Below are 24,633 nucleotides of genomic sequence, written 5' to 3' on the forward strand. Positions count from 1 at the left end.
GCGGTTGGGGGGGGGGGGGGGGGGGGGGGCCGCCGGCGCGCCACCACACGCGGGGGGGGGGGGTGGCGGGGGGGGCGGCCCGGGCGCCCCGGGCGGGGGTCCGCGGTCCGGCCGGTCCCGTCAGGAACCGGGCTCCTCGCCGCCCACCTCCTCCTCCGCGGCGTCGTCGCGTTCGCCCTCCGCCTGGGAGGGGGTCGGGTACTCGGTCGTGTCGCGCAGGTCCTCGTCGTCCCGTTCGCCCTCGGCCTGGGACGGGGTCCTGTGGTCCATCGTGCTCACTTATCGGTCCTCCGTGGTCTGCTGCGTCCAGGTCCAGGCGTACTGCAGCCAGTCCGCCAGCGTGACGGCGCCGAAGCCCGCGCAGACGAGCCGGGTGGCCCGGGGCGTCCACGCGTACGCCCCGACCAGGGCGCCGGCCGCCCACATCGAGGCGCAGAACGGACAGGACACCAGGTCGCCGACGGCACGCCGCAGGCCGCTGCCCCGGGGTGCGTCCATGACCTCCGCTCCGAGGGCCTCGCCCTCGCGGCGGGTGAACGGCGCCCTCAGGAAGCTCGTGACCTTGTCCCGGGACAGCAGCCGGGCCGCCTTGTACGTGGCCGCCCCCAGCAGGGCGACGTCCCACGGCGGCACCCGCTCGGGCAGCCGGACCCCCCGGTGCCGCGCCACGCCCGCGTACACGGCGGCGGCGGCCGTGAAGGTGCCGGCGAGCACCGCGTAGCCGCCGAGGGGAACGGCCTCCTCGCTGTCGGCCCGTTCCTCGTAACCCACGGCGTCGACGGTCATGGCACCTCCTGGAGCGGGTCCGGCCTTCCACGGCGCGCCGAGTTCCCCCGCACGCGAACGGCACACGCGCCGCTCCCGCGGGCCGGTCCCCGCCGCCCCGCCGTCCCCGGGACCTCAGGGGGAGGCGCCGTCGTCCACCAGGCCGACGACGTGGGCGGTGACCGTGTCGAGGACGCCGGCCCAGGCCTCGTCGTCGCCGAGCACGAGGTGGTCGAGGGTCAGCCCGTCGGTCACGGCGGCCAGGTAGCGGGCCAGCACGGTCACCGGCACGCGGAGGCGGAAGCCCCTGCTCCGTCGCAGCTCGTCGATCAGCTCGGCGAAGGTGGCGCCGTAGGCCTCGTACTGGCGGCGCGCGAGGTGCTCGAAACCCGGCCGGCGCAGGGCGTACTGGGTCAGCTCGTAGGTGAGCATGTGCTCCTCGGGGTGGGCGCGGACGTGGTCCCAGTAGGCCTGGAAGCCGGCCCGGACGGTCTCCGCGAGCGTGTCCCTGGGCCGCAGCGCCCGCTTCACCACGGTCACGGAGTGGTCGGTGATGGCGGTGATGACGGACTCGACCAGTTCCTGCTTGGAGTCGAAGCAGTAGTGGAAGACGCTGAGGGACACGCCCGCCTCGGCGGCGATGGCCCGGGTCGTCGCCCTGGCGACGCCGTCCCGGGCCATCACCGCGATCGCCGCCTCCGTGAGCTGCCGGCGCCGTTCGGCCGACGGCATCCGCGCCATCGTGCGTGCCCCTCGTGTCGTGCCCGTACCGGCTGCCGGTCAGCCGCTGTGGACGCCCACCTCGTACAGCGAGTAGCCCCAGTCGGTGCCGCGCTCCAGGCCGTGGACGCGGACGTGGCGGGCCGGTGTGCCGGTGAACCGGACCGTGTCCAGGCCGCCGTCGCCGGAGGTGGTGGACCACGCGGTCCGCCAGTTCGCACCGTCGGTGGAGAGCTCGACGCGGTACGACTTCCCGTACGCGCGCTCCCAGTCGAGGGTGACGCGCGAGACGAGCCGGGTGGAGCCCAGGTCCACCTGCCACCACTGGTCGTCGCTCCAGTCGCTGGCCCAGCGGCTGCCGTCGTCGCCGTCGACGGCCCGCCCCGGCCGGTAGCTGGTGAAGGGGTTCGACTCGGAGGAACTGGCCGTCGCCGCCGCCCCCTCGGCGAGGTCGACCCCGGCCTGGTGCCGCTCGGTGCCGCCCCAGGTGTCGAGGTAGGACTCGGCGCCCCGGAAGAGGTCGTCCACCACGTCCTGGCCGCCGACGAGCCGGATGTCCTCGATCCAGTCGGGGACCAGCCCGACGTGGGCGCCACCGTCGGTGTTGATGTCGAAGGTGCGCCCGCCGACGGTCTGCCGGTCGATGACCGAGCCGCCGTCGACGCTCCTGAAGGGGTACGTGACCTTGTCGGCGGCGTCCGCGCCGCGCGGGGCCGGGTGGTCGCCGACGCCGTTGAAGTCGGTGCCGAAGCCGTAGCCGACGTCGTACTTCTCGCGCAGCGCGTCGGTGCGCTCCGCCTCGGCGCTGAAGCCCGTGGAGCCGTGCATGTACTGGGCGACGAAGCCGCCGAGGGCGTAGACCCGCTCCGTCCAGTTCAGGTCCATCCAGCTGTGCGAGGAGATCACGCCGGGGTAGGAGGCGGCCTCGAGGATGTCGAGCGCCTGGCCGGTGGCCTTGACGCTCATGTGGTCGATCTCGAGCATCATCTTGCGTTTCATCATGCCGCGCACGGCGTACTCGCCGAGGTCGGTGAGGCCGCGGACGTTGCACCGGGCGTCCTCGTCGTACTCCGGGACCTCGGTGCCCGCGGGCAGGTCCGCCTCGGCCGCGGAGGCGGCCGTGCCGATGGGGTTGTCGTGCTGCGGGCCGGTGCACTTCTCGGTCTTCCAGAAGGTGCCGGTCGACAGGAACTGCCCGACGTTGATGGCCGTGCCGAGGCCGCCCGAGTCGAAGCGGACGCCGCACAGCGCGTTGTCGAACTTGTGGCACAGGAACATGCTGCGCACGCCCAGCGCGTACAGCTCGTCCAGTCCCTTGTCGATGTCGGACCTGCTGCACTGCGCGATGCCGAGGACCTGCTTGCAGCCGAACGGCTCGGACGTCTCCACGCCCAGGACGACGGCCAGTTTGCCCGCCTCGACGACCTCGCGGGCCTGCGCGCTGTCGGTGACGATCCGGAACCAGCCCTTGCCGGTGCCGCCGTACATCCTGTCGACGTAGGCCTGGAGGTCGTACGTCATCTTGGCCTGGAGCCGGATCGAGGTCATCTCGTCGCAGCTGCGGTCCTTGAAGAAGTAGACCGAGCAGATCACGCCGTTGGTGACGAGGTCGTTGACGAGGACGCGCTGGCCGCCGCGCCAGGCGCGCTCCACCCAGGCGTAGTAGTTCGCCTGGTGGGTCATCGAGTCGTGGGCGGGCCAGTCCGCGAAGGTGGGCCAGCCGGTCGGGTCGTGCCGGCCGTCGCCGCCGTGGGTGATGTAGTCGAAGACCGCGAGGGTGCCGTCGGGGTAGTGCTCGGGACAGTCCTTGAGGGCGTCGGCGACTCCGGCTCCGGAGAACACCTTGCCGCAGATCAGCCGGCCGCCGAACGCCTCGTTGGAGAACAGGTGGTTGTGCGCGTCGACGAAGCCGCGCACCTCGCCCCGGGCGTCGGTGCCGGTGAACGGCTCGCCGGTGACGTCGATCCCGGAGTCCGGCGCGGGCCGCGCGGTCGGGTTCCACCAGTCGCCCGCGGCGGCCGAGCTCGGCGCGGGGCCGAGGACCGCGGCGAGCACGAGGAGGAGCAGCGACACGACGGTGACGTCCCTGCGTCCGCGGTGCGGGCGTCGCGGCTTGGTCATGACCCACGTCCCTCGCTCGGCGGCCACACAGGTTGTCATGACCGGCACAATCTGTGCGACGAGGATCGCCACTGGCGAGGTGCGAGTCAAGGGTCCGGGACACCTGACCTGATGACGCCTCCGGCGGCCCGGCCGGCCCGCCCGCCACGCGCCCCCGGCCGGGGCGGTGGACCCGCGCCATGCCGGCGCCGGCATGGCGCGGGTGGGCCGGGCCCAGGGCGATGTTGGCGGCCACTCCCCTGCGGCGCACCTCCAGACTCTCGGCGAGGAAGGACAGGGAGACCCGGCCCAGCCGGTCGGTGACGAACTGCTCGGTGAACCGGCCGGGGAAGGACAGCAGGTGGTCGGCGACGATGGAGCCCGTGACGGCGATGCGCATCAGGCTCCGGCCGCCTTCCGCAGGGCGTCCACGCGGTCGGTGCGCTCCCAGGTGAAGTCGGGCAGCTCACGGCCGAAGTGGCCGTACGCGGCGGTCTGGGCGTAGATCGGGCGGAGCAGGTCGAGGTCGCGGATGATCGCGGCCGGACGCAGGTCGAAGACCTCGTCGATGGCCTTCTCGATCTTCTCCGGGTCGATCGTGTGGGTGCCGAAGGTCTCGACGAACAGGCCCACCGGCTCGGCCTTGCCGATCGCATGGGCGACCTGCACCTCGCAGCGCGCGGCCAGCCCCGCGGCGACCACGTTCTTGGCGACCCGCGTCCGCGCAGGACTGGAGTGCGGCGCCGCCCGAGGCGACGCTGTCCACATCGTGACCATGGCGCTTGAGCGCGCACACCAGTGCTTCCGCCTCGGCTGCGTCGTTCTCCACGACGAGAACGCGCCAGGCCGTCACCTCCCCGCGGCGAGGAGCCGGTATATGAGGATCCTTCAGTCGGGTGGAACGCTGGCTCATCAGCCCCCCAGCTAGTCCAGCTTTGCCCGAATCGCTCCTTTCGGAGCGGACACCGGAAACTTACAAACCGATCCTCCGGTATGTGAATGAGCCTCAGGCCCGTGAAGACTGACCCAAACGGTGTTCAGTGGAACGTCAAATCAAGCCCACGGCCGCACAGTTCAGCGAAACTGCGGGCAAATGACGACCATCCGCCGACCGGGCGGACGGCTCACCAAACAATCAAGACGGTTTGTTATGATCCAGCTCACTGGGGGCTCGCCCCGGGCGCGAGCTGAATCGGTTTCCTACCGGCCCGAGGGCTCCCGCACGGGACGCGGGGCTCCCTCCCTCACCCGGCCATGAGTACAAGAGGAGCCTGGAAGTGAACACGAGGGACATCGCGGTTCGTGTGCGAGGCCCACGATGACCAAGCAGGAACGGGCCGCCCGCACCCGTGACGCGTTGCTGCTGGCGGCCGCCCGTGAGTTCCAACGGCACGGTCACGACAGGGCGAAGCTGTCCGCCATCAGCTCCGAGGCGGGGGTCAGCTCGGGCGCGCTGCACTTCCACTTCGAGAACAAGGCGGCCCTGGCCGAGGCCCTGCGCACCGAGGCCTCGCACGCCCTGCGCCGGGCCGCGCGCCTCGCCCGCCGCCGCCGGACCAGCGCGCTGCAGACACTGGTCGACGTCTCGCACGCCCTGGCCGACGTGCTCCGGCGGAGCATCGTCGTACGCGCCGGCTTCCTGCTCAGCTGCGAGGGCGCGCACGGCACGGACCTCAACCTGCGTCATGAGTGGCAGGTCTGCGTGCAGCAGCTCCTGGCCGAGGCGGCCGACGAGCGCATGCTGGTCCCGGAGGCCCGGCAGCAGCACCTGACCGGGGCGCTGGTGGCCTCGACCATCGGGTACGAGGTGCTGAGCCGCACCGATCCGGAGTGGCTGTCCGGCTTCACCGTCACCGGCTTCTGGGAAGTGCTGCTGCCCACGCTGGTCGCCCCCGAGACGCTGACGCACCTGCGGCCCGCGGGCACGGACGCGGCACACCAGGCGTCGAACGCGGCCGTGCGCACGGGGTTCGTACCGGCTCCGGCCGGCCCGGTCGCTCCCTGATCCGCGGTGCGCCGTCACAGGTCGGTGCCTCCGCTGACGTCGAGGTACTGGCCGGTGATCCACCGGGAGTCGTCGGAGGCGAGGAACGCCACCACGTCCGCCACGTCGGAGGGCCTGCCGATCCGGTCGAACACGGACCGCGCGGCCAGGGCGGCCCGCGCCTGGGGAGTCGCCCTGCGGCGGGCGTTCATGTCCGTCTCGACGAACCCCGGCGCGACCGTGTTGACGGTGATGCCGCGCCCGCCGAGCTCCTTCGCCAGACACAGGGTCATCGTGTCCAGCGCGCCCTTGGACATGGCGTACGCCACGGACTCGGGGAAGGCGTGCCGTGAGGCGAGCGAGGAGACGTTGATGACGCGCCCGCCGTCCCGCATCCGCGGCAGCGCGCGCTGCACGAGGAAGAACGGCGCCTTGGCGTTCACGGCGATCATGCGGTCGAAGACCTCCGGAACGGCCTGGTCCACCGGCCCCGAACCGCTCACCCCGGCGTTGTTCACCAGGATGTCGAGCGAAGGCTCCTCCCCCTCCTCCCGCAGCCCGGCGTCGAAGGCCTCGAAGACGGCGTCGGCGTCGCCGGGCACCCCGAGTTCCGCCCCGACCGGGAAGGCCCGCCCGCCGTTCCTCCGTATCTGCTCGACGACCTCCGCGGCGGCGGCCTCGCTGTGTCCGTAGTGGACGCCGACCAGCGCCCCGTCCTGGGCCAGCCGTCCGGCGATCGCTCTGCCGATGCCCCGGCCGGCCCCGGTGACCAGTGCGGTCCTGCCTGTCAGTGTGCGTTTGGTGTCCACGAAGACCCTGTGTGTCGAAGAGGTACGGAAAGGCGGCGCGCCCGTCAGCGGCCCAGGAAGTCCCGGTACCACGGCGCGTGTTCGGCCAGGCTCCGCGCGAATCCCGCTCCGGGGTCCGCGCCGGCGCCGGCCCAGAAACCGCCGTCGGCGAACCAGTGGTCCACCGCGAGCATCTCGAGGTGGTGCAGTGCCCGGGGCTGCCCGGCGAGACGTGCGCGTGCCCCGTCGAGGTCCAGGGGCGTGCCCGGCAGGCGCAGGCCGAGCCGGTCGGCCACCGTGTCCAGCAGTTCCGAACAGTCCGCCGGCTCGGGATGGCTGACGTGATGCACGCCCCGCGCCCCCCGGTCCGACAGCCCGGCGGCGACCACCGCACGCCCCAACGCCCTCACGTCGACGACGGAATGGCGGGAGACGCACCCCTTCAGGCGCGCGGAGAGGGCTCCCATCAGGGCGGCCAGCCCCGGCACCACCCACCTGTCACCCGCCCCGAGCACGAGGTGCGGACGCAGCACGACGCCGCCCGCGTCCAGCACGTGCCGTTCGGCGGCGGCACGGGAACGGCTCGTCGGCGAGGCCGGCGCGAGCGGCGGCTCACCCGGCAGCGCGCCGGTGAAGGGTCCCCGACCGTATACGGCGGCCGTGCTCACGTAGACGACCCGGGTCGCCCCGGCGCGCGCCGCCTCTTCGACGAGGGCCCGGGTGCCGCGGTCGTTGACGGCCTCGGTGCGCCGTTCGTCGTCGCCGATGTGGGAGGCGCAGTGCAGGACGACGTCGACGCCGTCGCAGACCCCGCGCAGGGACTCCGGCGCGGCCAGGTCCGCCCTCACGACGTCCGCCGCCGGGCCGCCGGGCCCCGGCGGCCGGCTCCCGGGGTCGCGCAGCAGCAGCCGGACCGGGGGCGGGGCGGAGCCCGCCTCCCGCACGGCGGCCAGGACATGACCGCCGATGAAGCCGCCGGCTCCGGTGATGAGGATGCGTGGTGACAAGGTGGTGGGTCCTCCCCCTTTGCCGGCGGTTCGCGTGTCGTGGTCAACAGTCGGTGACGGACCCGGTCCGGGCGGCACCGGGGACGAGGTCGGGGACGCGGGGCTCCGGTGCCGTGACCGTCACGGCACAGCGGAAGACCTCGCCGTCGTCCTGCAGGCCCCGTACCCGGACCACGGCCGGGCCGGGGTCATCCTCGGGCGCGGTGTCGGCCTCTATCCAGCAGGGCCGGTCCAGTCCGGCGTACCGGCGGAAGACCATGTCCATCCCCGTCGCCATCGTCGGGCCCGGGAAGAGCGAGAGGGCCGTCGCGGCCTGGCGGGCCGCCTCCAGCAGCACCAGGCCCGGCACGTGGTCGTTCGGCCGCCTGAACAGCGTGGGGTGCGTGGTGTCGACCCTGAGCTGCCAGGACCCCGGCCGCGGAGACGGCGCCAGCACGACGGCGGCGGTGTCGGTTCTGCCGACGGCCCCGGGCGGCAGCCCCGGCAGAAGCGGCACGGGACGGCCGGTCATCGACAACCGCTCACCGCGCAGCCGGCGGTAGGCCTCCTCCGAGACGCAGTCGACCCGTCCGTCGGCGGTCGCGATCACCCGGCCCGCGCGGCGCAGCACCATGCCGCAGCGCATGCCCGCCAGCCGCTGTCCCCGGCGCCGCACGTCGCCGCAGGCGATGTCGGCGACGACGTCCTCGGTGGAGCGGTCGAACGCGAGCCCGGCCGGCGAGGTGGAGTACCTCAGGGACTGCATCACGAACCGGCCGCCGAGGGGCACGCCGAACACGGCGTGGGCCAGCAGCATCGTGCTCTGCCGCAGTATCTCCGGTACGAGCAGGGGGTCCTGGAAGCGCCCGGACGCCTCGGCGAAGAGCCGGTGCCACAGCGGCCAGCGGGCCCTGACCTGGAAGTGCGTGTCGTCCAGGCGGCGCCACCCGGTGGGGAAGGCGTCGCGTGGATCCGGCCGGTGCACCTGTGCGCCGCTGATCTCCGTATGCCATGAGGGCGTTACGGGGACCGGCGCGGCAGCGCCTGTGGTTTGCTCGTCCCGTGCCGTTGCGTCGATGAACTGCGTCCGGCCCATGGCTCCCCCCGAGTCATTCGCCAGAGCGAGGTGTCCTCACCCGGCGCATAAGATACGTGTGATCCGGTTTTCTTTTCAATACGCGACGTGATGGTGCGCGCAACGGTGGAGGGACCCATGGCCCAGCAGGACCGAGCGATCAGGACCCGCCGGTCGATCCTCGAGGCGGCCGCGAAGGTGTTCGGCGAGCGTGGTTACGCCTCGGCCACCGTCGAGGAGATCCTCGGCCGCGCCGGGGTGACCCGGGGCGCCCTGTACTTCCACTTCTCCTCCAAGGAGGAGGTCGCGCTCGGCGTGCTCGCCGCCCAGATGCCCCTCGACCGGCTTCCGGAGGGGTCCAGCAAGCTCCAGAAACTCGTCGACCACGGCATGGTCATGGCCTACCGGCTGCAGCACGATCCGCTGGTGCAGGCCGGCGTCTCCCTCGCCCTCGACCAGGGCGCGGGAGAGCTGGACCGCAACGCCGCCTTCCGGGCCTGGGCCGATCAGCTGGAGCAGATCCTGGCCGAGGCGCGCGCCCAGGGCGAACTCCTGCCGCACATCGACGTCTCCGACACCGCGGAGGTCCTCACCGGCGCCTTCGCCGGCGTCCAGGCGATGTCACAGGCCCGCTGCAACCGCGCCGACCTCGGCCGTCGCGTCTCCGTCCTGCTCCGCCACGTCCTGCCCGGCATCTCCACGCCCGCGATGCTGGCCGCCCTCGACCTCTCCCCGGAGCGCGGCGAGCGGGTCTTCCTCGAGTGCGAGGCCCTCCCCGAGACCGCCTCCTCGGCGCCGCGGTCCCGGGAGGGAACCTCCCCGTGACAAAACCGATCGGTCGGTTAATCTCCGGTTCACGCCGGGGCCTCCTCTCCGTCCCGGTCCGTACGGCCGGATTCGGCCGTGACGGTCGCGCCGGGGTCGCGGGCCGTCGCCGTGACCGCGCACAGAGCGTCGTCGCCGAGGCGACACCGCGGACCGTCAGGAGTAGGGTCGCCGCATACACGGGGGCGACCGCCGAGTGCACGGGGTGACCGCCGGCGAGGCCGCCCGGCCGCTCAGCGGCCGCGCGAGCCGCCGGCTCAACCGCCCGCGCGCCCGTCGCCCGCGGCGGGGAACCGTCCGTCGCCCTCGGCACGCGACACCGTGGGCGACCCGGCACGAGTGAGGTCCGGGACGGAAGGAACCCCTGTCCGCGGAGCCGGCCGGGACGAGCGGAAAAGCCTGACGGCCGTCCCCACCGGGCCGGATCCGGCTCGGTGGGGCAGAAGGAGGCCACGGCAGCCATGAGGACGACCGCACCGGGCGGGACCGGGCCCAGGCAGTGGCTGGGCGACGGCCTGTTCGCCCGCGTCGCCGGACCGGACGGGGCCCGCAACCGCGCCCGCATCCACGGCACCCCCGGACCCCGCTGGTTCGGACCGGAACGCCCCGTCCGCCGTGTGCACGGCGACGCGTCCATGTTCATCGGCGGGCTCTCCGCCCTCCTGCTCCAGTCGCTGCACCCGCTCGCCATGGCGGCCGTGGCCGCCCACTCGGGCTTCCGCGGCGACCCGTGGGGCCGGCTCCAGCGCACGAGCACCTTCCTGGCCACGACGACGTACGGCACCGCGGACCACGCACAGCGGGCCTGCGACCAGGTGCGGGCGGTCCACGAACGCATCCACGGGGTGACCGCGGACGGCGAGCCGTACCGGGCCTCGGACCCGCACCTGCTGGGCTGGGTGCACGTCGCCGAGGTCGACAGCTTCCTGCGCGCCCACCAGCGCTACGGCCTGCGCCCCCTCTCGGCCGACGAGTGCGACGGGTACGTGGCGGACACGGCACGGGTCGCCGTCGCGCTCGGCATCCCCGATCCCCCGCGCAGCAGGGCCGAGTTGACCGAGCGGCTCGCCGCCTACCGTCCGGAGCTGAGGGCCGGCGCGCAGGCCCGGGACACCGCGCGTTACCTGCTGCTCGACCCGCCGGTGCCGCTCGCCGCCCGCCTCCCCTACGGGGTGCTCGCCGCCAACGCCGTCTCGCTGCTGCCCGACTGGGCCGCCCGCGAGCTGCGTCTGCCGCGGCTGCCGGTGGTCGACGGACTGTGCGTGCGGCCGCTCGGCCGCGCCGTGACCGCGGCGATCCGGTGGGCGATGTCGCCGGTCCGGCGTGCGCCGGTGGCGCCGCCGCGCTGACGGACGTCTCGTCGTGGCGCGTCGCGGGCCCGCGTGGTCAGGGCAGCCCGGGGGTGCGACGCTGGAGTGACAGCCGCCCCGTGAGGGGCTCCCTGGAGGACCGATGGGACGAGACGTTCCGGCGCTGGTCTTCACCCGCGAGGACCGCCGCCGGTACCGGATCAAGATGCAGGAGTGCCTCGACGCGTTCGCCCAGATGCTGCGCGAGGCGCGGTTCGAGGCCGAGCGGCCGCAGGTGGGGCTGGAGATCGAGCTGAACCTGGTCGACGACCGGGCCGAGCCGGCGATGCGCAACAGCGACGTGCTCGAGGCGATCGCGGACCCCGCCTGGTCGACGGAGCTCGGCCGGTTCAACCTCGAGATCAACGTTCCGCCCCGCCGGCTGACGGAGGGCGGCCCCGACGCGTGGGAGTCCGAGATCCGCGCGGCGCTGAACCACGCCGACCGGCGCGCCCGGTCCGTCGGCGCACGACTGATCATGATCGGCATCCTCCCCACGCTGCGGCAGGAGGACATCGGCGAGGCGGCGCTGTCGGAGAACCCTCGCTACCGGTTGCTCAACGACCAGGTCTTCGCGGCCCGCGGGGAGGACCTGCGGATCGAGGTGGACGGCGTCGACCGGCTGCGGACCTACGCCGACACGATCACTCCGGAGGCCGCGTGCACCAGTACGCAGTTCCACCTCCAGGTGTCCCCGGAGGAGTTCCCCGACTACTGGAACGCGGCCCAGGCCATCGCCGGGGTCCAGGTCGCGCTGGCGGCCAACGCGCCCTTCCTGTTCGGCAAGGAACTGTGGCACGAGACCCGCATCCCGCTGTTCGAGCAGGCGACCGACACCCGTCCGCAGGAGATCAAGGTGCAGGGGGTGCGCCCCCGGGTGTGGTTCGGGGAGCAGTGGATCAACAGCGTCTTCGACCTCTTCGAGGAGAACCTCCGCTTCTTCCCGGCGCTGCTGCCGCTGTGCGACGCGCAGGACCCGCAGGAGACGCTGGACCAGGGCGACATCCCCGACCTGGGGGAGCTCACCCTGCACAACGGCACCATCTACCGCTGGAACCGGCCGGTCTACGCCGTCGCCCACGACACTCCGCACCTGAGGGTGGAGAACCGCGTCCTGCCCGCCGGCCCGACCGTCGCCGACACCCTCGCCAACGGCGCCTTCTACTACGGCCTCACCCGCGCCCTGGTGGAGGAGGAGCGGCCGGTGTGGTCGCGGATGTCCTTCTCGGCCGCGGCGGACAACCTGCACACGGCGGCCCGGCACGGCATCGAGGCGCGGCTGTACTGGCCGGGGATGGGCGAGGTGCCGGTGCCGGAACTGGTCCTGCGGCGCCTGCTGCCGCTGGCGCACCGGGGGCTGGAGCACTCCGGCATGGACGCGTCCTGGCGGGAGCCGCTGCTCGGCGTCATCGAGCAGCGGTGCGTGACCGGCCGCAACGGCGCGGTCTGGCAGAAGGAGATGTGCCACCACGTCGCGGCCTCCGACCCCTCCGGCCGGCACGAGGCCCTGCGCCGCATGACGCAGCTGTACATCGACTACATGCACCTCAACGCCCCCGTCCACACCTGGCCGGTGGACTGACGGGGACCCGCGCCGACGGCCCGGCCGCTCCGGGGGCCCCGCTCCGCCGGGCGCCGGCCGGGGGCACGGCGGCTTTGCATAATCATGCGGATTGATGCAAACTCTTCCTATGTCAAAGGTCCTCACCTCCCTTCCGGCCGGCGAGCGCGTCGGCATCGCCTTCTCGGGCGGCCTCGACACCTCCGTCGCGGTCGCGTGGATGCGCGACAAGGGCGCCGTTCCGTGCACCTACACCGCCGACATCGGTCAGTACGACGAGCCCGACATCGCCTCGGTGCCCGGTCGTGCGAAGACCTACGGGGCCGAGGTCGCGCGTCTGGTGGACTGCCGTGCGGCGCTGGTCGAGGAGGGCCTGGCCGCGCTCGCCTGCGGCGCGTTCCACATCCGCTCGGGGGGCCGTTCGTACTTCAACACCACCCCGCTCGGCCGCGCCGTCACCGGCACGCTCCTGGTCCGGGCGATGCTCGAGGACGACGTCCAGATCTGGGGCGACGGTTCGACCTTCAAGGGCAACGACATCGAGCGGTTCTACCGCTACGGCCTGCTCGCCAACCCGCACCTGCGGATCTACAAGCCCTGGCTGGACGCGGACTTCGTGACCGAGCTCGGCGGCCGCAAGGAGATGTCGGAGTGGCTCGTCGCCCACGGCCTCCCCTACCGCGACAGCACGGAGAAGGCGTACTCCACGGACGCCAACATCTGGGGCGCCACCCACGAGGCCAAGACGCTGGAGCACCTGGACACCGGCGTCGAGACCGTCGAGCCGATCATGGGCGTGCGGTTCTGGGACCCCGAGGTGGAGATCGCCGCCGAGGACGTGACGATCGGCTTCGAGCAGGGCCGTCCGGTCACGGTCAACGGCAAGGAGTTCCCGTCCCCCGTCGACCTGGTGATGGAGGCCAACGCCATCGGCGGCCGCCACGGCCTGGGCATGTCGGACCAGATCGAGAACCGGATCATCGAGGCCAAGAGCCGCGGCATCTACGAGGCGCCCGGCATGGCCCTGCTGCACGCGGCGTACGAGCGCCTGGTCAACGCGATCCACAACGAGGACACCGTGGCGCAGTACCACAACGAGGGCCGGCGTCTGGGCCGTCTGATGTACGAGGGCCGCTGGCTGGACCCGCAGGCGCTGATGGTGCGCGAGTCGCTCCAGCGCTGGGTCGGCGCCGCGGTCACCGGCGAGGTCACCCTCCGTCTGCGGCGCGGCGAGGACTACTCGATCCTCGACACCACGGGCCCGGCGTTCAGCTACCACCCGGACAAGCTGTCCATGGAGCGCACCGAGGACTCGGCCTTCGGCCCGGTGGACCGGATCGGCCAGCTCACCATGCGCAACCTCGACATCGCCGACTCGCGCGCCAAGCTGGAGCAGTACGCGGGCCTCGGCCTGATCGGCACCGGCAGCCCCACCATCGGCGCCTCGCAGGCCGCCGCGACCGGGCTGATCGGCACCATGCCGGAGCTGCCGGAGGGCGGCGCCGAGGCCATCGCCTCCCGCGGCGCGGTGTCCGAGGAGGACGTGCTGCTGGACCGCGCGGCGATGGAGTCGGGCACGGACTGACCACGGGTCCGGCCGGGGGAGGCCCCCCGAGGGGACGGATCACCGGTGAAGAGGCCGGCTCGACAGGACGTCGAGCCGGCCTCTTCGTCGGGCCACCGAGCCGGAGCCGGTGCGCCGGTGAGGACGGCCGGGAGCGGATGGGCGTGCCGCGGTCGGCCGCCGCGGTACGGTCACCGCTTCATCATGCCGTGCCCGCTCCGCGGGGTACCGCGCTGCTGGGCGGCGGCGCTGGCCGCCAGGCCGAGCAGCAGGCAGAGGATGCCGACGATGACGTTGTTCACGATGGTCCTGGTGGTGCTGACGTCACCGGCGACCGCCCAGGGGGCGATGATCGTCCACAGGCCCAGCGCGCAGGCGGCCCACGCCATGCTGTGGGTGCGCTCGTAGGCCCGTCCGAAGCCGCCGCTCATCAGCAGCGCGTAGACGACGCCGACGATCAGGTTGTTCACCGCCAGCGTGGACAGGCCGTTGAACCCGGCGATCCACGGGGAGGCCGCCAGGTACACCCCGGTGATCAGGGCGAGGGCCTCGATGGCCTGCCCCCTGGGGGTGCTGGTCGCGCGCTCCGCCATCTCGTGGCGGTCGCGCATGGCGATAATGTCGGGATGGGTCTCCATCGACGACCTGGGGGAGGTTGTCACTCCCATCACCTCCGGATGTCTGCGACCGGTTGGGGACTTGCACGGGTACCCCTGTGACACGGCGAGCCAACCTTCCGGTTCCCGCTGCCGGACCTGGGTACCCGGCGCGTCCGCGCGCGGATCCGACGCCCACGCCGCAGAGGTGTGGGCGCCTGACGTCCGCCACGCGGTCGCGGGACCAGCCGAGCGAGGAGCGGTGGGCATGACCGAGTACGAACGTTCACGCACGATGCCGGCCCAGCCGGAACACGTCTTCGACCAGGCCGCCCAGATCGGCCGGATGGACGCCTGGCTGCCGCAGGACCTGCATGTGGAGGCCGGGGACCTGCCCGCCGTCACCGTGCGGGAAGAGGGCGTCGACGAGGACATCTCCGCCCTGCTGCGCGCCCGGCGCGAGCAGATGCGGATCGAGTGGGGCACCCGCGACCAGGGCGGCTACGCGGGCTGGCTCCAGGTCGCCGGCATCGACAGCGGGACCAGCGAGGTGACGGTGCACCTGTCGTTCTTCGACGACGCCCACGACCCGGGCGAGGAAGCCGTGCAGGACGCCCTGGACACGAGCCTGCGACGGCTGGAGGAGCAGGTGCGGCTGGGGGGCGGGGACACCGGCTGAGCGCCCGGCGCGGAGGACTCCGGCGCCGAGGGCCCCGCGGCCCGGGCCGGACCGGGCGCCGTGCGGACCAGGCGCCGTGCGGACCGCGCGCCGTGCGGACCGGACGCCGTGCGGACCGGACGCCGTGCGGACCGGACGCCGTGCGGACCGGACGCCGTGCGGACCGGGCGCCGGCGGGACACCGGGCCGGCTCTTCCATGCCCTTGCGGACACGACGCGCCGGGACGTGCCGCGCCGCTGTGCGCGCGGCGACCCGGCGGGCGGCCGACCGGAGGGACGGCCTCCGCGCGGCCTGGCCGCACCGGGTGCGCGACGGCCGCGCGCCTGTCCGCGGGCGGGTAGGCGCGCGGCACCGGGAGGCGGGTGCCGGAGCGGGCGGCCCGCGGGCGGGCACCGCGCGGTGACGCCGGCGCAGCGGAGCCGTGCGGAGCAGGCCCGCCAGCGTTCCCGACACCGGTCGGGGGATCCACGACCGGGTTCCCGCCACGTCCCCGCCCGCTCCGCACGGCCGTGTCCCCGCCGGCCCGCCGGGTGCGCACGGCTCGGGCGCGGCGTCCGTCGCGGCCCGCTCCGTTTCCGCACTCCCGGGGGCGGGGGCAGCATGGAAGTGCCGGCGGCCGGCGCCCAGGCGCGCCGCTGCCGGCGGAGGCGGGCCGCCGCGGCCCGCCGCACGGCGGAGGAGGATCCGGATGACGGCCGAATCGTTCCTGTCCGACGGCGACGCGTACGGCTCCGCGCCGCCCCCTCCCACCGGTCTGCTGGACGTGCTGAGCGTGGCCGCGATGGTCCTCGACGCCGACGGGCGCATCGTGTTCTGGACTCCCCAGGCGGAGGAGCTCATCGGCTACTCCGCGCAGGAGGCGCTCGGCAAGTACGCGGCCCGGCTGATCATCCGCCCCGAACACCTGCAGGCCGTGACGCGGCTGTTCACGGAGGTGCTGGAGACCGGCCGCAGCTGGGCCGGCGCCTTCCCCGTCCGGCACAAGGACGGCAGCAGCCGCCTGATGGAGTTCCGCAACATGCGGCTGCAGGACGACGTGGGGGACGTCTACGCCCTGGGCATCGCGGCCGACCACTCCCTGCTCCAGCGCGTCGAGACCGATCTGGCCCTGTGCGAGCGGCTGATCGACCAGTCCCCCATCGGCCTGGCCCTCGTGGACCCCGACCTGCGGTACCTCCTGGTCAACCCGGCGCTGGAGCGCATCGACGGCATCCCGGCCGAGGACCACGTCGGCCGTCGCCTCCGGGACGTGCTGCCGCTGCCCGACGTCGACACCGTCGAGTCCGCGCTGCGCCAGGTGTTCACCACCGGCACCCCGCTGCTCGACCAGTACCACGTGGGCCGTCCGTCGGCCGACCCCGACCACGAGCACGCCTGGTCCGTCTCCTTCTACCGGCTGGAGGACCCCGGCGGGCGGGTCCTGGGCGCGGCCATCTCGGTCGTCGACGTCACCGAGCGGCACCGCGCGGCCGCCGAGGCCGACCGGGCGCGGCGGCGCCTGGCCCTCGTCGCCGAAGCCTCCACCCGCGTGGGCACCACCCTGGAGGTGGAGGAGACCGCCCGTGAGCTGGCCGACATCGCCGTCCCCCGGCTCGCGGACGTGGTCGCCGTGGACGTGCTGGACTCGGCCCTGGCCTGCCGCCGCGCGCGCAGAGCGGACAACGGCCCGGAGCTCTTCCGCGCCCTCGCGCTCAAGGCGGCCGAGCCCACCGTGGCGCTGCGCGCCGCCGACCACCCCGGCGACCTCGCGGCGTACGACGGGGACCGCTTGGTCACCCTGTGCGTCCACACCGGCCGGCCGGTGCTGGTGCGGCACGTCGGCGACCGGGATCTGCCGCGCATCGCCCGGGACGCCGAGGCCGGCTCCCTGCTGGCCCGGGCCGGCGTCCACTCGTACCTCGCGGTGCCGTTGATCGCCCACGGCGAGGTGCTCGGCGCCCTCGACCTCAAGCGCACCGGCAACCCGGTGCCGTTCGACGAGGACGACGTCGTCCTCGCCACCGAGCTGGCCGGGCGCGCCGCCGTGGCCATCGACAACGCGCGCTGGTTCCAGAGCGTGCGCAACACCGCCCTCACCCTCCAGCGCAGTCTGCTGCCCGACCACCCGCCGCGCCACCGGGGACTGGAGCTCGCCTCCCGCTACCAGCCCGCCCTGGCCACCAGTGAGGTCGGCGGCGACTGGTACGACGTCCTCCCGCTGACCGACGACAAGACCGCCCTGGTCGTCGGGGACGTGATGGGCAACGGCATCGACGCCGCCGCCACCATGGGCCGGCTGCGCACCGCCACCTGCGCCTACGCGGACCTCGACCTCGAGCCCGGCGCCGTGCTCCAGCACCTCGACAAGATCACCTGCGACCTGGAGCACTACATCGTCACCTGTCTCTACGCGGTGTACGACCCCCGCACGGGGCGGTGCCGCGTCGCCAACGCCGGGCACATGCCGCCCGCGCTGGCCGGTCCCGGCCGTGCCGCGACGCTGCTCGACCTGCCCCCGGGAGCCCCGCTGGGCGTCGGCGGCGTCCCGTTCGAGGCCACCACGGTCCGCCTGGACCCCGGCGACCTGCTGGTCCTGTACACCGACGGCCTCGTCGAGACCCGGCTCCACCCCATCGACGACCGCCTGAACGTCCTCCTCGGTTTCCTCGACGAGCCCCAGCGGCCGCTCGAGGAGACCTGTGACCTCCTGCTGTACGGCCTGCGCCACCCCGACGACCACGACGACGTCGCCCTGCTCGTCGCCCGGGCCGCGTAGGCGGACACGGCGGGGAACCACGGCGCGCACGGGGCGCCTCGTCGTCCGCGCGCCCCCGGCCGTCCCGGGCGGTCCGCGTCCCGGGCCGCCCCGGGCCGCGTCGACACCTCCTGCGCGAGGTACGCGCCGCCGGCCGCCGGCACGGCGACGCGGTCCCGGCGCGGACGGGACGCGCGGCGGTGACGGACCGCCGTTCCGGCCTGCGTCGCGCGGACGCCGGGCCGGCGCCGGGCCCGTGGACGGGCCGCGGGCGCGCGCCGCTCAGGCGACGAGCGGCCGCACGGCCGGGGCGCGCCCGGGAGCCGTCGCGACCACCACGGGGGCGCTCGGCGTACGGACGGGCGCCCTGTGCGGTCGGACGGGGGTGGTCCGGGTGCTCCGGGTGCGGGTGCGGGTGGCGCGTACGCGGTACGTCGTCCTGGTGGGGTCCACGACGGGCTCGCCGAGCGTGATCCGGCCGAGGGCGTACAGCTCCTCGCATATCGTCGTGGGCAGGGCGACGTAGCAGCCCCCTTTGCCGGTGCCGGAGTCGTACGGCTGCCAGTAGCCGCAGCGGCGCCGGCCGCTCTCGTACACCGTGACGAACACCGGTGTGCGCGAGTCGGAGACGATGCGCAGGACATCGGCAGCGGTGAGGGCCGGCAGGACATCGGATCCGGCGGACGACTTCAGGGACGGCATCAGCATGGGCCTTTCCGACGACGGGACTCGAGATCGCCTACCCGGTTAGGGCGGTTCTTGATCTCAACGGATTCCTCGGTGCCGGTCGCCGGTCACCGGGGAACGGCTCTCAAGCTCTGCGCGCGGGGCCGGGCACGGACGGAGGACCGGCGGTGATCACGCGCGCCAGGTCCTGGTGTATCCGCTCGGCGTCGCGGCGCACCTGGCCGGGCACGTCACCTCGCTCGGTGACGAGGCGGGCGTAGATCGGGGTCTCCTGGAACATGACCGGCGGCTTCCTTCAGGGGCTCGACGTGCGGGGACGTGGTCCGGTTCCGCACGCGCGCGGGCGCGTGCGGAACCGGACCACGCCTACACCCTAAAGATCACCACTGACACCCGGTGCCGCCGGGGCGGCGTGCCGCCGTGGTTTCCGGCCGCGTCGAAGACCGCCGCCCGACGGCCCGGTCCGAGACCGCCTCCGCGGCCGGCCTGCCGCGTCACGGCGGTCCCGGGGGCGGGCGCCCGTGTCGCCGTGCGGTCGAGTGCGACCGGCCAGGACCCCGTCTTCGCCAACGGGGCCCTGGCCGATGTCGCCATCACACCACCGCGGCGGGCCGCCGGCGATCCGGGGTGCGCCGTCCAGGTGCCGCGTCCGCCGAACGGCATCCGGCGGGGGACCCCGGCGCCCGTCCGCCGGCTACTCGGGGGCCCGGGGAGCCGTCGGTACGCCGAGGCGAGCCGCCAGGAAGGGCTCCCCGGAGAGGACGGCACCCACGCTGACGCTGACGGCGATGGCCACGCACACCACGATGAGCCAGGAGAGCAGGACGAAGACGGATCCCGCGGAACCGTAGTCGGCCAGGGCCCGGTTCAGTGCCCGGGGCATGTAGAAGTGGGCGGTCACCGACAGGACGGTGACCGCGACCGCCGTGAGGACGCCACCCGGCAGGAGCGGAGCCCAGCGGACGCTCCCGCCCAGCAGGAGGTGCTGGGTCCACCACCACAGGGCCGTCTGGGTCACCAGGGTGACGGGGACGCCCAGCCACGCCCCCAGGCCGAACCCGTCGCGCAGCGGTCCCTGGACGACCAGGACGCCCAGCCACAGGACGATCCAGGCCAGCCACCGCCAGGGAGCGAGCCGCGCCCCGGCCCTCGGGAGCGCCCAGGCCCGTCGGCACAGCCGTTGCATCGCGCGGCTGACGGCCGTCGCCGAGAGCAGCACCATCAGTCCGCCGACCACGCCGGTGGCCTGCCGGAGGTCGTCGTTCGGGGGCCGGAACGCCTGCTCCAACTGGGAACGGGCGCCGTCGGTCAGGCCGAAGACGGCGCTCACCGAGGCGACGAGCTGGTGCTGCACCGCCGTCGGGGCGTACGCGCCGACCACGAAGAGCAGCGGCACCGCGGTGAGGAAGCACTGGGCCGCGAGACGGGTGGCGGAGTCGAAGATGTTCACCGCCACCATGCGGTCCACGACACGCGTGATCACCGGGAGCCGGGACTCGAGACGGGCGTGGAGGGCCCTGGCCCGGGCGGCCGCCGCACGCGTCCGGTCCCGCCACCGGGTGCGGCGCGTCACGGAGCGGGGGCCGCGGCGCGCCCCGGACCCGTGCCTCACGGCGACGGACCCCACGCGGACATCTCCATCGGGCTGCTCCTTCCCACGTCCAGAGTGCGTGAACGCGCCCGCCGCGGCACCCGCGGCGCCCCGGCCGGGAGCGGGCGCGAGGATGCGACCGCCCGCACCCCTGCATAGGCTCGTCCCGTTCGTGCACGATGGGATCGCCCATGGTCCTCGACCTGCTGCTCATCGCCCTCGCCATCACCCTCGACCCGCTTCCCCTCATGGCCTTCGTCCTGGTGGTGGCCTCGGCCCGTGGGGTGCTCAAGGGACTGACCTTCATCCTGGGCTGGCTGACCTGCTTCGTCGTGGTGATCGCCCTGGTCCTCGCACTGACCGGGGGGCAGCCGCCGCCACCGAGGTCACCCCCGTCCACGGCCGCCCTCGTGGTGAAGCTCGTCATCGGCGTGTCGCTGGTGGTCTACGGCGCCGTCCGGGGCCGGCGGCTCGTCCGGGACCGGACGGCGTCCCGGCACGCCGGGGTGGCGGACCGGCGGCCGTCGCGGCCGGAGCCGTCCACGGCGGCCGGAGCGCCGCGCCCCGGGTCGTCCACGTCCCCCGGCGCCCGGCCGGACCGCGGCTCCGTCGTCGCGACGGCGGGACTGGCGGTCCTCCTCCAGCCGTGGGGACTCGTGGCCGCGGGCGCGCTGACGGTCATGCAGGCCGACACCTCCCGCGCCTCGACGTGGCTGGTCCTCGTCACGTTCTGCGTGGTCGCCACCGCGAGTCTGCTCGCCGCCGAGCTGTACGCCGTGTGCGCGCCCGCGGCGGCGCAGCGCCGGCTGCTCGGGATCCGCACGTGGATGGAGGACCACGCGCAGCGGGCGATCGCGGTGGGCAGTCTCGCGGTCGGCCTGTGGCTGGCGGGAAAGAGCGTCTGGCAGCTGACCGGTTGACGTGCCGGTACCGGTCGGTCCACGCGGGCGGAGGCGCGGCCCGGCCTCCCGGCGAACGCGTGGGCCGGGCCTTCGACGGACATGCGGGCCCGTCCCCGCGGTGCTGCAATGACTGGGGGACTTTCCGTCCCCGTTCGCATCCCGCGCGCGCCGCCGGTGGGCCGACGGCCAGGGCATCGTCCCCGGCCGGTGCGCACTGCCGAGGAGTGGCCATGAACGAAGATCTCGAGGACATGGGGCCCGTCGACTACCTGATCGTCGAGTTCCCCGGGAACCGCATGACCGGTGAGGGCTTCCCCCTGCTCGTCGACCTGGTCGACCGCGGCATCATCCGCGTCATCGACCTCGTCTTCATCCGCAAGGACACCGACGGTTCGGTCACCGCGGTGGAACTGCGCGAACTCGGGGACGAAGTCGACCTGACCGTGTTCGAGGGCGCTTCCTCCGGGCTGCTCGACCAGGGGGACCTGGACGATGCCGGCACGGCGCTCGAGCCCGGCAACTCGGCGGCGGTCCTCGTGTACGAGAACACCTGGGCCGCTCCCCTGGCACGGGCGCTGCGGCGCAGCGGCGCGCAGATGGTGGCCGGTGGCCGCATCCCGGTGCAGGCCCTGCTGGCGTCGCTGGAAGCCGCCGACGCCACGGCGTGAGAGGTCCGGGGGGCGGGCCCCGGTCGCCGGACCGGCGACCGGGGCGGCAGGGTCAGCCGACGATGGTGAAGCTGCGCCACGGACCTTCGACGGGGGCCGCGACGTCCGACAGCTGGGTGCCCACATAGGTGCTGCTCCCGTCCTGCGGCTCGGTGCAGTCCGCCTTCTGGTACAGGACGAGGTCGTTGGTCGTGTAGTTGTGGACGCGGGTCACCCCCTCGCCCAGCCGGTGGCACCCCTCGACCGGCGGGTTCACGATGGTCTCGACCAGTTTGCCTTTCTCGTCGCGCGTCTCGATCGTGCCCAGCGCTTCTTTGTCCGCGCAGGCAGCCGTCGTCGTGCCGAGCAGGATGATGCCGGCGAGGGTCGTCACCGACCGTGAAACGGACATCGGGCCTCCTGTGCCGCGGCCGGGACCGGCCGGAACGTCGTCCGGGCACCAATATCCGTCAGAATCACCGCGCCCGCCCGGCGTCGCCGCCCCGAGCCGCCGGCGGCGGCACGGTGACGACCGGCGACTCGTCGCGCCGAACACGGATCGCCTGCTCAGGCCGGATTGGTGCTTTCGGGTGAACGGCGTCCGCGGCGGGGGAGCTCCGTGAGGGACCACCCGTCCGTCGAGCACCACGGCCTTCCCGGCGCCCCGCGGACCGCGGCACCGGTGACCCCGGCGGGACCGTCGCCCGGCTCCTCCTCCCGCGCTTCGGCCACGGACACCGGTCCCCTCGGCCGCACCTGTCGCAGCACGGGGCGGTGTTCGAGGCGGACGGCGCGGCGCACGGCTCACCGGCCACGGCGTCCGTGCGCCGGACGACGGCCGGCCGCCGGACGTCCTCGTGGACCGGCGGGACGACCCGCGCTTCGCGCTCACCCTCCGGGCGGTCCGGCGGCGCGGGCTCGTCCCGGAAGCCGGCGGCCGACTCGGCGGGGCTCACGACGCTTCCTTCCCCCCTGCGCGGCCCGGTCGTCCACCCGGCCCGGGCCCGGGACCGCGCGGTCGGCCGTCACCGGGACCGCGGGGCGGCGGAGGGCTTTCGCCCGGTGGTCCGCCGTGGCGCGGCACCGACGCGTCCGCCGCGTGGGGAGCTCGCACCGCGTGTCCGGTGCCGCGTGTCCGTGGTGCTGCACGTCTCGTGCCGCGTGGCGCGTACCGCCCGTCCCGTGCGGCACGGTGCGGGGGCCGGCCCCGGCGGTGCGGGGGGGGGCCGGGCCGGGCGTGACCGCTCACGGCGGTCCGCCGGCCCCGGTCCCCGGCCCGCCGTCCGGCGGGCCGGAGGGCGGAGGCCCGTGACCGGCGGCCGGGGGCCCGTGACCGGAGCGGGGGCCGGGCGGCAGCACCTCGACCGTCACGAAGGCCACCACGGCCGCGAGGATCACCACCGGAATCATCTCGGCACTGCCCAGGACCAGCACGATCAGCACGGCGCTGCTCACCGGCAGCCGCAGCGCGGCCGCCGAGGCGGCGGCCATGCCGGCCGCCATGCCGGGCACGACCCCCAGTCCGGGCAGCGGCGCGAGCAGCACTCCCACCGCGGCTCCCAGGAACAGCGAGGGGAAGATGGGGCCACCCCGCAGGCTGCCGAGGCACAGCGCGTACGCCGCTCCCTTGCACACCAGCACGGCGACGAGGGCGCCGACGCCCCAGGCGTGGGGGTCCGCGGCGAGCCGGGCCAGCACCGCCTGACCGGACGAGGCCACGTCCGCCGGTGACCGGCCGACGGTCAGCGTGTACACCGCGGCACACGCCGCGGCGGCCAGTGCGCAGAGCGCCGTGCGGGTGACGGTCCGCTCGGCGACGAAGCCGGCGGCCCGGCGCCCCGTCGACAGGATCAGGTGGAGGGCGACACCGATACCGACGGCCATCACCACCGACCAGAGCACGTCCCCGGCGTCGAGCCGGGGCGAGGGGACGCCCAGGGGCAGGGTCAGGCTGCCGGTGGAGAGGCCGGTCCAGCGGCCGAACCCGGTGAAGACCAGCGCTCCGACCCCGCTGGACAGCAGCGCCGGCAGCATGACGGCGAACAGCCGCGGGCCGCCGACGCCCGCCACCTCGATGAGGATGACGGCGCCGACCAGCGGGTTGCCGAAGATCGCGGAGAGGGCCGCCGCGGAACCGGCCGCGCCCAGGAGCGCCGTGCTCTGCGGCGTCGCCGGGGCGCGGGCCAGATGGGCGAAGAGCATCGCCAGGCCGCCCCCCAGCGCGATCAGGGGTGCCTCGGGTCCGAGTGTGGCGCCCAGCGGCAGACTGGCCGCGGCGGCGAGGACCACCCCCGGCAGAGCGGCCCGGGTCGTCCCCGGCGCGTGCAGCCCCAGGGCGGGGACGTGACCACCGGCGCCGGGCAGGTGTCTCACGACGAGGCCCACCGCGAGGCCGCCGAGAGTGAGCAGCGGCAGGGGCCACCACCACGGAGGGGTGTCCCAGCCCAGTCGCTCCGGCAGGTCGGACCACAGCAGGCGCTCCAGCTCGTGCAGCCCGGCCAGGAACCAGAACGCGAGCAGGGCGACCGGGACACCGATGAGCGCGCAGAAGACGAGAGCCCTCTGGTAGGCGCGCTGGAGCAGCAGCTCGCGCAGCCGGTCCGCCTCCTCGGGCTGTGAACCGACCGGCCGCGCCGCGTCGGACCCCCGTTCGGTCACGGCCCCGTGCCCCCGCCTCAGCCGAGCACCCGGCGCTTCTGGGCCTCGAACTCCTCGTCGGTGAGCGCGCCTTGCGCCTTGAGGTCGGTGAGCTGCTTGAGCTGATCGATCTTGCTCGTCATGTCGTCGTGGAGGGGGGCGGACGGCTCGGCGGCGGGCGCGGCGGTGGACGGCGCGGCGGCGGCCGGTTGCGTCATGGACTGCTGTTCGGAGGCCTGCTGCGCCCAGCGGCCCGCCTGGCGCCGCGACACCCGGTTCGACACCGCGGTGGCCGTGCCGGCGATCGCCGCGGTGCGGGCGACACCGCGTAGGAGTCCTGGCATGCTCACTCATCTCCCCTGACGGACGGCTTCTTCAGCCATTGCAGCACCGGCCCACCCGCCCCGCACGTCCGGCAGCGCGGCGGCGGCCTGCCGGACGG

Annotated in this window: 23 protein-coding genes and 2 pseudogenes; 9 read left to right on the plus strand and 16 right to left on the minus strand. The window is 74.1% G+C overall.

The features are described 5' to 3' along the window. Nucleotides 1-120: 120 nt before the first annotated feature. From ACH4F6_RS20940 to ACH4F6_RS20965, 6 genes and pseudogenes are all read right to left on the minus strand, one after another. The gene (locus ACH4F6_RS20940) at nt 121-279 is read right to left on the minus strand and encodes a hypothetical protein (RefSeq protein ID WP_397961855.1); all 159 of its coding nucleotides are present in this window, start codon (nt 277-279) and stop codon (nt 121-123) included. Further along, nucleotides 280-786 (minus strand): DUF1360 domain-containing protein, encoded by a 507-nt coding sequence (locus ACH4F6_RS20945; RefSeq protein ID WP_397961753.1) that lies wholly within the window; start codon nt 784-786, stop codon nt 280-282. Nucleotides 787-900: 114 nt separating this feature from the next. Beyond that, the gene (locus ACH4F6_RS20950; RefSeq protein WP_397961754.1) at nt 901-1,506 is read right to left on the minus strand and encodes a TetR/AcrR family transcriptional regulator; all 606 of its coding nucleotides are present in this window, start codon (nt 1,504-1,506) and stop codon (nt 901-903) included. Between the two features lie 39 nt (nt 1,507-1,545). Continuing rightward, nucleotides 1,546-3,606, minus strand: coding sequence for a discoidin domain-containing protein (locus tag ACH4F6_RS20955; RefSeq protein ID WP_397961755.1), 2,061 nt, complete (start codon nt 3,604-3,606; stop codon nt 1,546-1,548). Between the two features lie 211 nt (nt 3,607-3,817). Continuing rightward, nucleotides 3,818-3,985 (minus strand): annotated as a pseudogene (locus ACH4F6_RS20960) (carbohydrate kinase family protein); the annotation flags it as partial. Then, a pseudogene (locus tag ACH4F6_RS20965) lies at nt 3,985-4,299 on the minus strand (methionine adenosyltransferase domain-containing protein); the annotation flags it as partial. The pseudogenes ACH4F6_RS20960 and ACH4F6_RS20965, both read right to left, overlap by 1 nt. A 604-nt stretch (nt 4,300-4,903) precedes the next feature. Between ACH4F6_RS20965 and ACH4F6_RS20970 the strand changes: the two are divergent. Continuing rightward, nucleotides 4,904-5,590: a ScbR family autoregulator-binding transcription factor gene (locus tag ACH4F6_RS20970; RefSeq protein WP_397961756.1), complete on the plus strand. Its 687-nt coding sequence runs from the start codon at nt 4,904-4,906 to the stop codon at nt 5,588-5,590. 14 nt (nt 5,591-5,604) lie between these two features. Here the strand turns inward: ACH4F6_RS20970 and ACH4F6_RS20975 are convergent, their stop codons facing one another. Genes ACH4F6_RS20975 through ACH4F6_RS20985 form a run of 3 tightly spaced genes read right to left on the minus strand, consistent with a single transcriptional unit; the run spans nt 5,605 to nt 8,328 of the window. Next, nucleotides 5,605-6,378: an SDR family NAD(P)-dependent oxidoreductase gene (locus ACH4F6_RS20975; protein WP_397961757.1), complete on the minus strand. Its 774-nt coding sequence runs from the start codon at nt 6,376-6,378 to the stop codon at nt 5,605-5,607. Nucleotides 6,379-6,422: 44 nt separating this feature from the next. Then, the gene (locus ACH4F6_RS20980) at nt 6,423-7,364 is read right to left on the minus strand and encodes an NAD-dependent epimerase/dehydratase family protein (protein WP_397961758.1); all 942 of its coding nucleotides are present in this window, start codon (nt 7,362-7,364) and stop codon (nt 6,423-6,425) included. A 43-nt stretch (nt 7,365-7,407) separates the two neighbouring features. Continuing rightward, nucleotides 7,408-8,328, minus strand: coding sequence for a ScbA/BarX family gamma-butyrolactone biosynthesis protein (locus ACH4F6_RS20985; protein WP_397961759.1), 921 nt, complete (start codon nt 8,326-8,328; stop codon nt 7,408-7,410). A gap of 228 nt (nt 8,329-8,556) precedes the next feature. Here ACH4F6_RS20985 and ACH4F6_RS20990 point away from each other — a divergent pair, with 228 nt between their 5' ends. The 4 genes from ACH4F6_RS20990 to argG all read left to right on the plus strand — a co-directional run bounded on the left by ACH4F6_RS20990 (nt 8,557) and on the right by argG (nt 13,738). Further along, the gene (locus ACH4F6_RS20990; RefSeq protein WP_397961760.1) at nt 8,557-9,243 is read left to right on the plus strand and encodes a ScbR family autoregulator-binding transcription factor; all 687 of its coding nucleotides are present in this window, start codon (nt 8,557-8,559) and stop codon (nt 9,241-9,243) included. 461 nt (nt 9,244-9,704) lie between these two features. Beyond that, the gene (locus tag ACH4F6_RS20995; RefSeq protein ID WP_397961761.1) at nt 9,705-10,592 is read left to right on the plus strand and encodes an oxygenase MpaB family protein; all 888 of its coding nucleotides are present in this window, start codon (nt 9,705-9,707) and stop codon (nt 10,590-10,592) included. Between the two features lie 103 nt (nt 10,593-10,695). After that, nucleotides 10,696-12,174 carry a glutamate--cysteine ligase gene (locus tag ACH4F6_RS21000; protein WP_397961762.1) on the plus strand — a complete coding sequence of 493 codons (1,479 nt, stop codon included), beginning with the start codon at nt 10,696-10,698 and terminating at the stop codon, nt 12,172-12,174. A gap of 109 nt (nt 12,175-12,283) precedes the next feature. Continuing rightward, nucleotides 12,284-13,738, plus strand: coding sequence for an argininosuccinate synthase (argG, locus tag ACH4F6_RS21005; protein ID WP_397961763.1), 1,455 nt, complete (start codon nt 12,284-12,286; stop codon nt 13,736-13,738). 170 nt (nt 13,739-13,908) lie between these two features. On the opposite strand, the gene ACH4F6_RS21010 is transcribed toward argG, so the two are convergent. Then, on the minus strand, nt 13,909-14,355 hold the full coding sequence (locus ACH4F6_RS21010) for an SPW repeat protein (RefSeq protein ID WP_397961849.1): 447 nt from the start codon (nt 14,353-14,355) through the stop codon (nt 13,909-13,911). Nucleotides 14,356-14,581: 226 nt separating this feature from the next. Between ACH4F6_RS21010 and ACH4F6_RS21015 the strand changes: the two genes are divergently transcribed. Together ACH4F6_RS21015 and ACH4F6_RS21020 are read left to right on the plus strand one after the other, a co-directional pair. Beyond that, nucleotides 14,582-14,992, plus strand: a complete 411-nt coding sequence (locus ACH4F6_RS21015; RefSeq protein ID WP_397961764.1) for an SRPBCC family protein — start codon at nt 14,582-14,584, stop codon at nt 14,990-14,992. Nucleotides 14,993-15,681: 689 nt separating this feature from the next. Then, nucleotides 15,682-17,748, plus strand: a complete 2,067-nt coding sequence (locus ACH4F6_RS21020; RefSeq protein WP_397961765.1) for a SpoIIE family protein phosphatase — start codon at nt 15,682-15,684, stop codon at nt 17,746-17,748. Nucleotides 17,749-18,009: 261 nt separating this feature from the next. On the opposite strand, the gene ACH4F6_RS21025 is transcribed toward ACH4F6_RS21020, so the two are convergent. The 3 genes from ACH4F6_RS21025 to ACH4F6_RS21035 all read right to left on the minus strand — a co-directional run bounded on the left by ACH4F6_RS21025 (nt 18,010) and on the right by ACH4F6_RS21035 (nt 19,873). Next, nucleotides 18,010-18,435, minus strand: coding sequence for a hypothetical protein (locus ACH4F6_RS21025; protein WP_397961766.1), 426 nt, complete (start codon nt 18,433-18,435; stop codon nt 18,010-18,012). Nucleotides 18,436-18,538: 103 nt separating this feature from the next. Continuing rightward, a complete protein-coding gene (locus tag ACH4F6_RS21030; protein WP_397961767.1) occupies nt 18,539-18,694 on the minus strand; it encodes a hypothetical protein in 156 nt (51 codons plus the stop codon). A gap of 414 nt (nt 18,695-19,108) precedes the next feature. Further along, entirely contained in the window at nt 19,109-19,873 is a 765-nt protein-coding gene (locus tag ACH4F6_RS21035; protein ID WP_397961850.1) for a YhjD/YihY/BrkB family envelope integrity protein, read from the minus strand. A 311-nt stretch (nt 19,874-20,184) separates the two neighbouring features. On the opposite strand from ACH4F6_RS21035, the gene ACH4F6_RS21040 reads away from it, so the two are divergent. Next, on the plus strand, nt 20,185-20,925 hold the full coding sequence (locus ACH4F6_RS21040; RefSeq protein WP_397961768.1) for a GAP family protein: 741 nt from the start codon (nt 20,185-20,187) through the stop codon (nt 20,923-20,925). Between the two features lie 212 nt (nt 20,926-21,137). Then, a complete protein-coding gene (locus ACH4F6_RS21045; RefSeq protein ID WP_397961769.1) occupies nt 21,138-21,575 on the plus strand; it encodes a DUF6325 family protein in 438 nt (145 codons plus the stop codon). 52 nt (nt 21,576-21,627) lie between these two features. On the opposite strand, the gene ACH4F6_RS21050 is transcribed toward ACH4F6_RS21045, so the two are convergent. The 3 genes from ACH4F6_RS21050 to ACH4F6_RS21060 form a co-directional block, all read right to left on the minus strand. Then, nucleotides 21,628-21,966 (minus strand): hypothetical protein, encoded by a 339-nt coding sequence (locus ACH4F6_RS21050; RefSeq protein ID WP_397961770.1) that lies wholly within the window; start codon nt 21,964-21,966, stop codon nt 21,628-21,630. A gap of 833 nt (nt 21,967-22,799) precedes the next feature. After that, the gene (locus ACH4F6_RS21055) at nt 22,800-24,212 is read right to left on the minus strand and encodes a chloride channel protein (RefSeq protein ID WP_397961771.1); all 1,413 of its coding nucleotides are present in this window, start codon (nt 24,210-24,212) and stop codon (nt 22,800-22,802) included. A 17-nt stretch (nt 24,213-24,229) separates the two neighbouring features. Beyond that, a complete protein-coding gene (locus ACH4F6_RS21060; RefSeq protein ID WP_397961772.1) occupies nt 24,230-24,535 on the minus strand; it encodes an SHOCT domain-containing protein in 306 nt (101 codons plus the stop codon). Nucleotides 24,536-24,633: the final 98 nt, after the last annotated feature.

The sequence above is a fragment of the Streptomyces sp. NPDC017936 genome, from assembly GCF_044328485.1.
GTDB lineage: Bacteria > Actinomycetota > Actinomycetes > Streptomycetales > Streptomycetaceae > Streptomyces.

Coding starts and splice junctions, on each gene's coding strand:
- ACH4F6_RS20945 (WP_397961753.1), bottom strand. CDS start 786: ATGACCGTCGACGCCGTGGGTTACGAGGAACGGGCCGACAGCGAGGAG.
- ACH4F6_RS20950 (WP_397961754.1), bottom strand. CDS start 1,506: ATGGCGCGGATGCCGTCGGCCGAACGGCGCCGGCAGCTCACGGAGGCG.
- ACH4F6_RS20955 (WP_397961755.1), bottom strand. CDS start 3,606: ATGACCAAGCCGCGACGCCCGCACCGCGGACGCAGGGACGTCACCGTC.
- ACH4F6_RS20970 (WP_397961756.1), top strand. CDS start 4,904: ATGACCAAGCAGGAACGGGCCGCCCGCACCCGTGACGCGTTGCTGCTG.
- ACH4F6_RS20990 (WP_397961760.1), top strand. CDS start 8,557: ATGGCCCAGCAGGACCGAGCGATCAGGACCCGCCGGTCGATCCTCGAG.
- ACH4F6_RS20995 (WP_397961761.1), top strand. CDS start 9,705: ATGAGGACGACCGCACCGGGCGGGACCGGGCCCAGGCAGTGGCTGGGC.
- ACH4F6_RS21000 (WP_397961762.1), top strand. CDS start 10,696: ATGGGACGAGACGTTCCGGCGCTGGTCTTCACCCGCGAGGACCGCCGC.
- argG (WP_397961763.1), top strand. CDS start 12,284: ATGTCAAAGGTCCTCACCTCCCTTCCGGCCGGCGAGCGCGTCGGCATC.
- ACH4F6_RS21010 (WP_397961849.1), bottom strand. CDS start 14,355: ATGGAGACCCATCCCGACATTATCGCCATGCGCGACCGCCACGAGATG.
- ACH4F6_RS21015 (WP_397961764.1), top strand. CDS start 14,582: ATGACCGAGTACGAACGTTCACGCACGATGCCGGCCCAGCCGGAACAC.
- ACH4F6_RS21020 (WP_397961765.1), top strand. CDS start 15,682: ATGACGGCCGAATCGTTCCTGTCCGACGGCGACGCGTACGGCTCCGCG.
- ACH4F6_RS21025 (WP_397961766.1), bottom strand. CDS start 18,435: ATGCTGATGCCGTCCCTGAAGTCGTCCGCCGGATCCGATGTCCTGCCG.
- ACH4F6_RS21030 (WP_397961767.1), bottom strand. CDS start 18,694: ATGTTCCAGGAGACCCCGATCTACGCCCGCCTCGTCACCGAGCGAGGT.
- ACH4F6_RS21035 (WP_397961850.1), bottom strand. CDS start 19,873: ATGGTGGCGGTGAACATCTTCGACTCCGCCACCCGTCTCGCGGCCCAG.
- ACH4F6_RS21040 (WP_397961768.1), top strand. CDS start 20,185: ATGGGATCGCCCATGGTCCTCGACCTGCTGCTCATCGCCCTCGCCATC.
- ACH4F6_RS21045 (WP_397961769.1), top strand. CDS start 21,138: ATGAACGAAGATCTCGAGGACATGGGGCCCGTCGACTACCTGATCGTC.
- ACH4F6_RS21050 (WP_397961770.1), bottom strand. CDS start 21,966: ATGTCCGTTTCACGGTCGGTGACGACCCTCGCCGGCATCATCCTGCTC.
- ACH4F6_RS21060 (WP_397961772.1), bottom strand. CDS start 24,535: ATGCCAGGACTCCTACGCGGTGTCGCCCGCACCGCGGCGATCGCCGGC.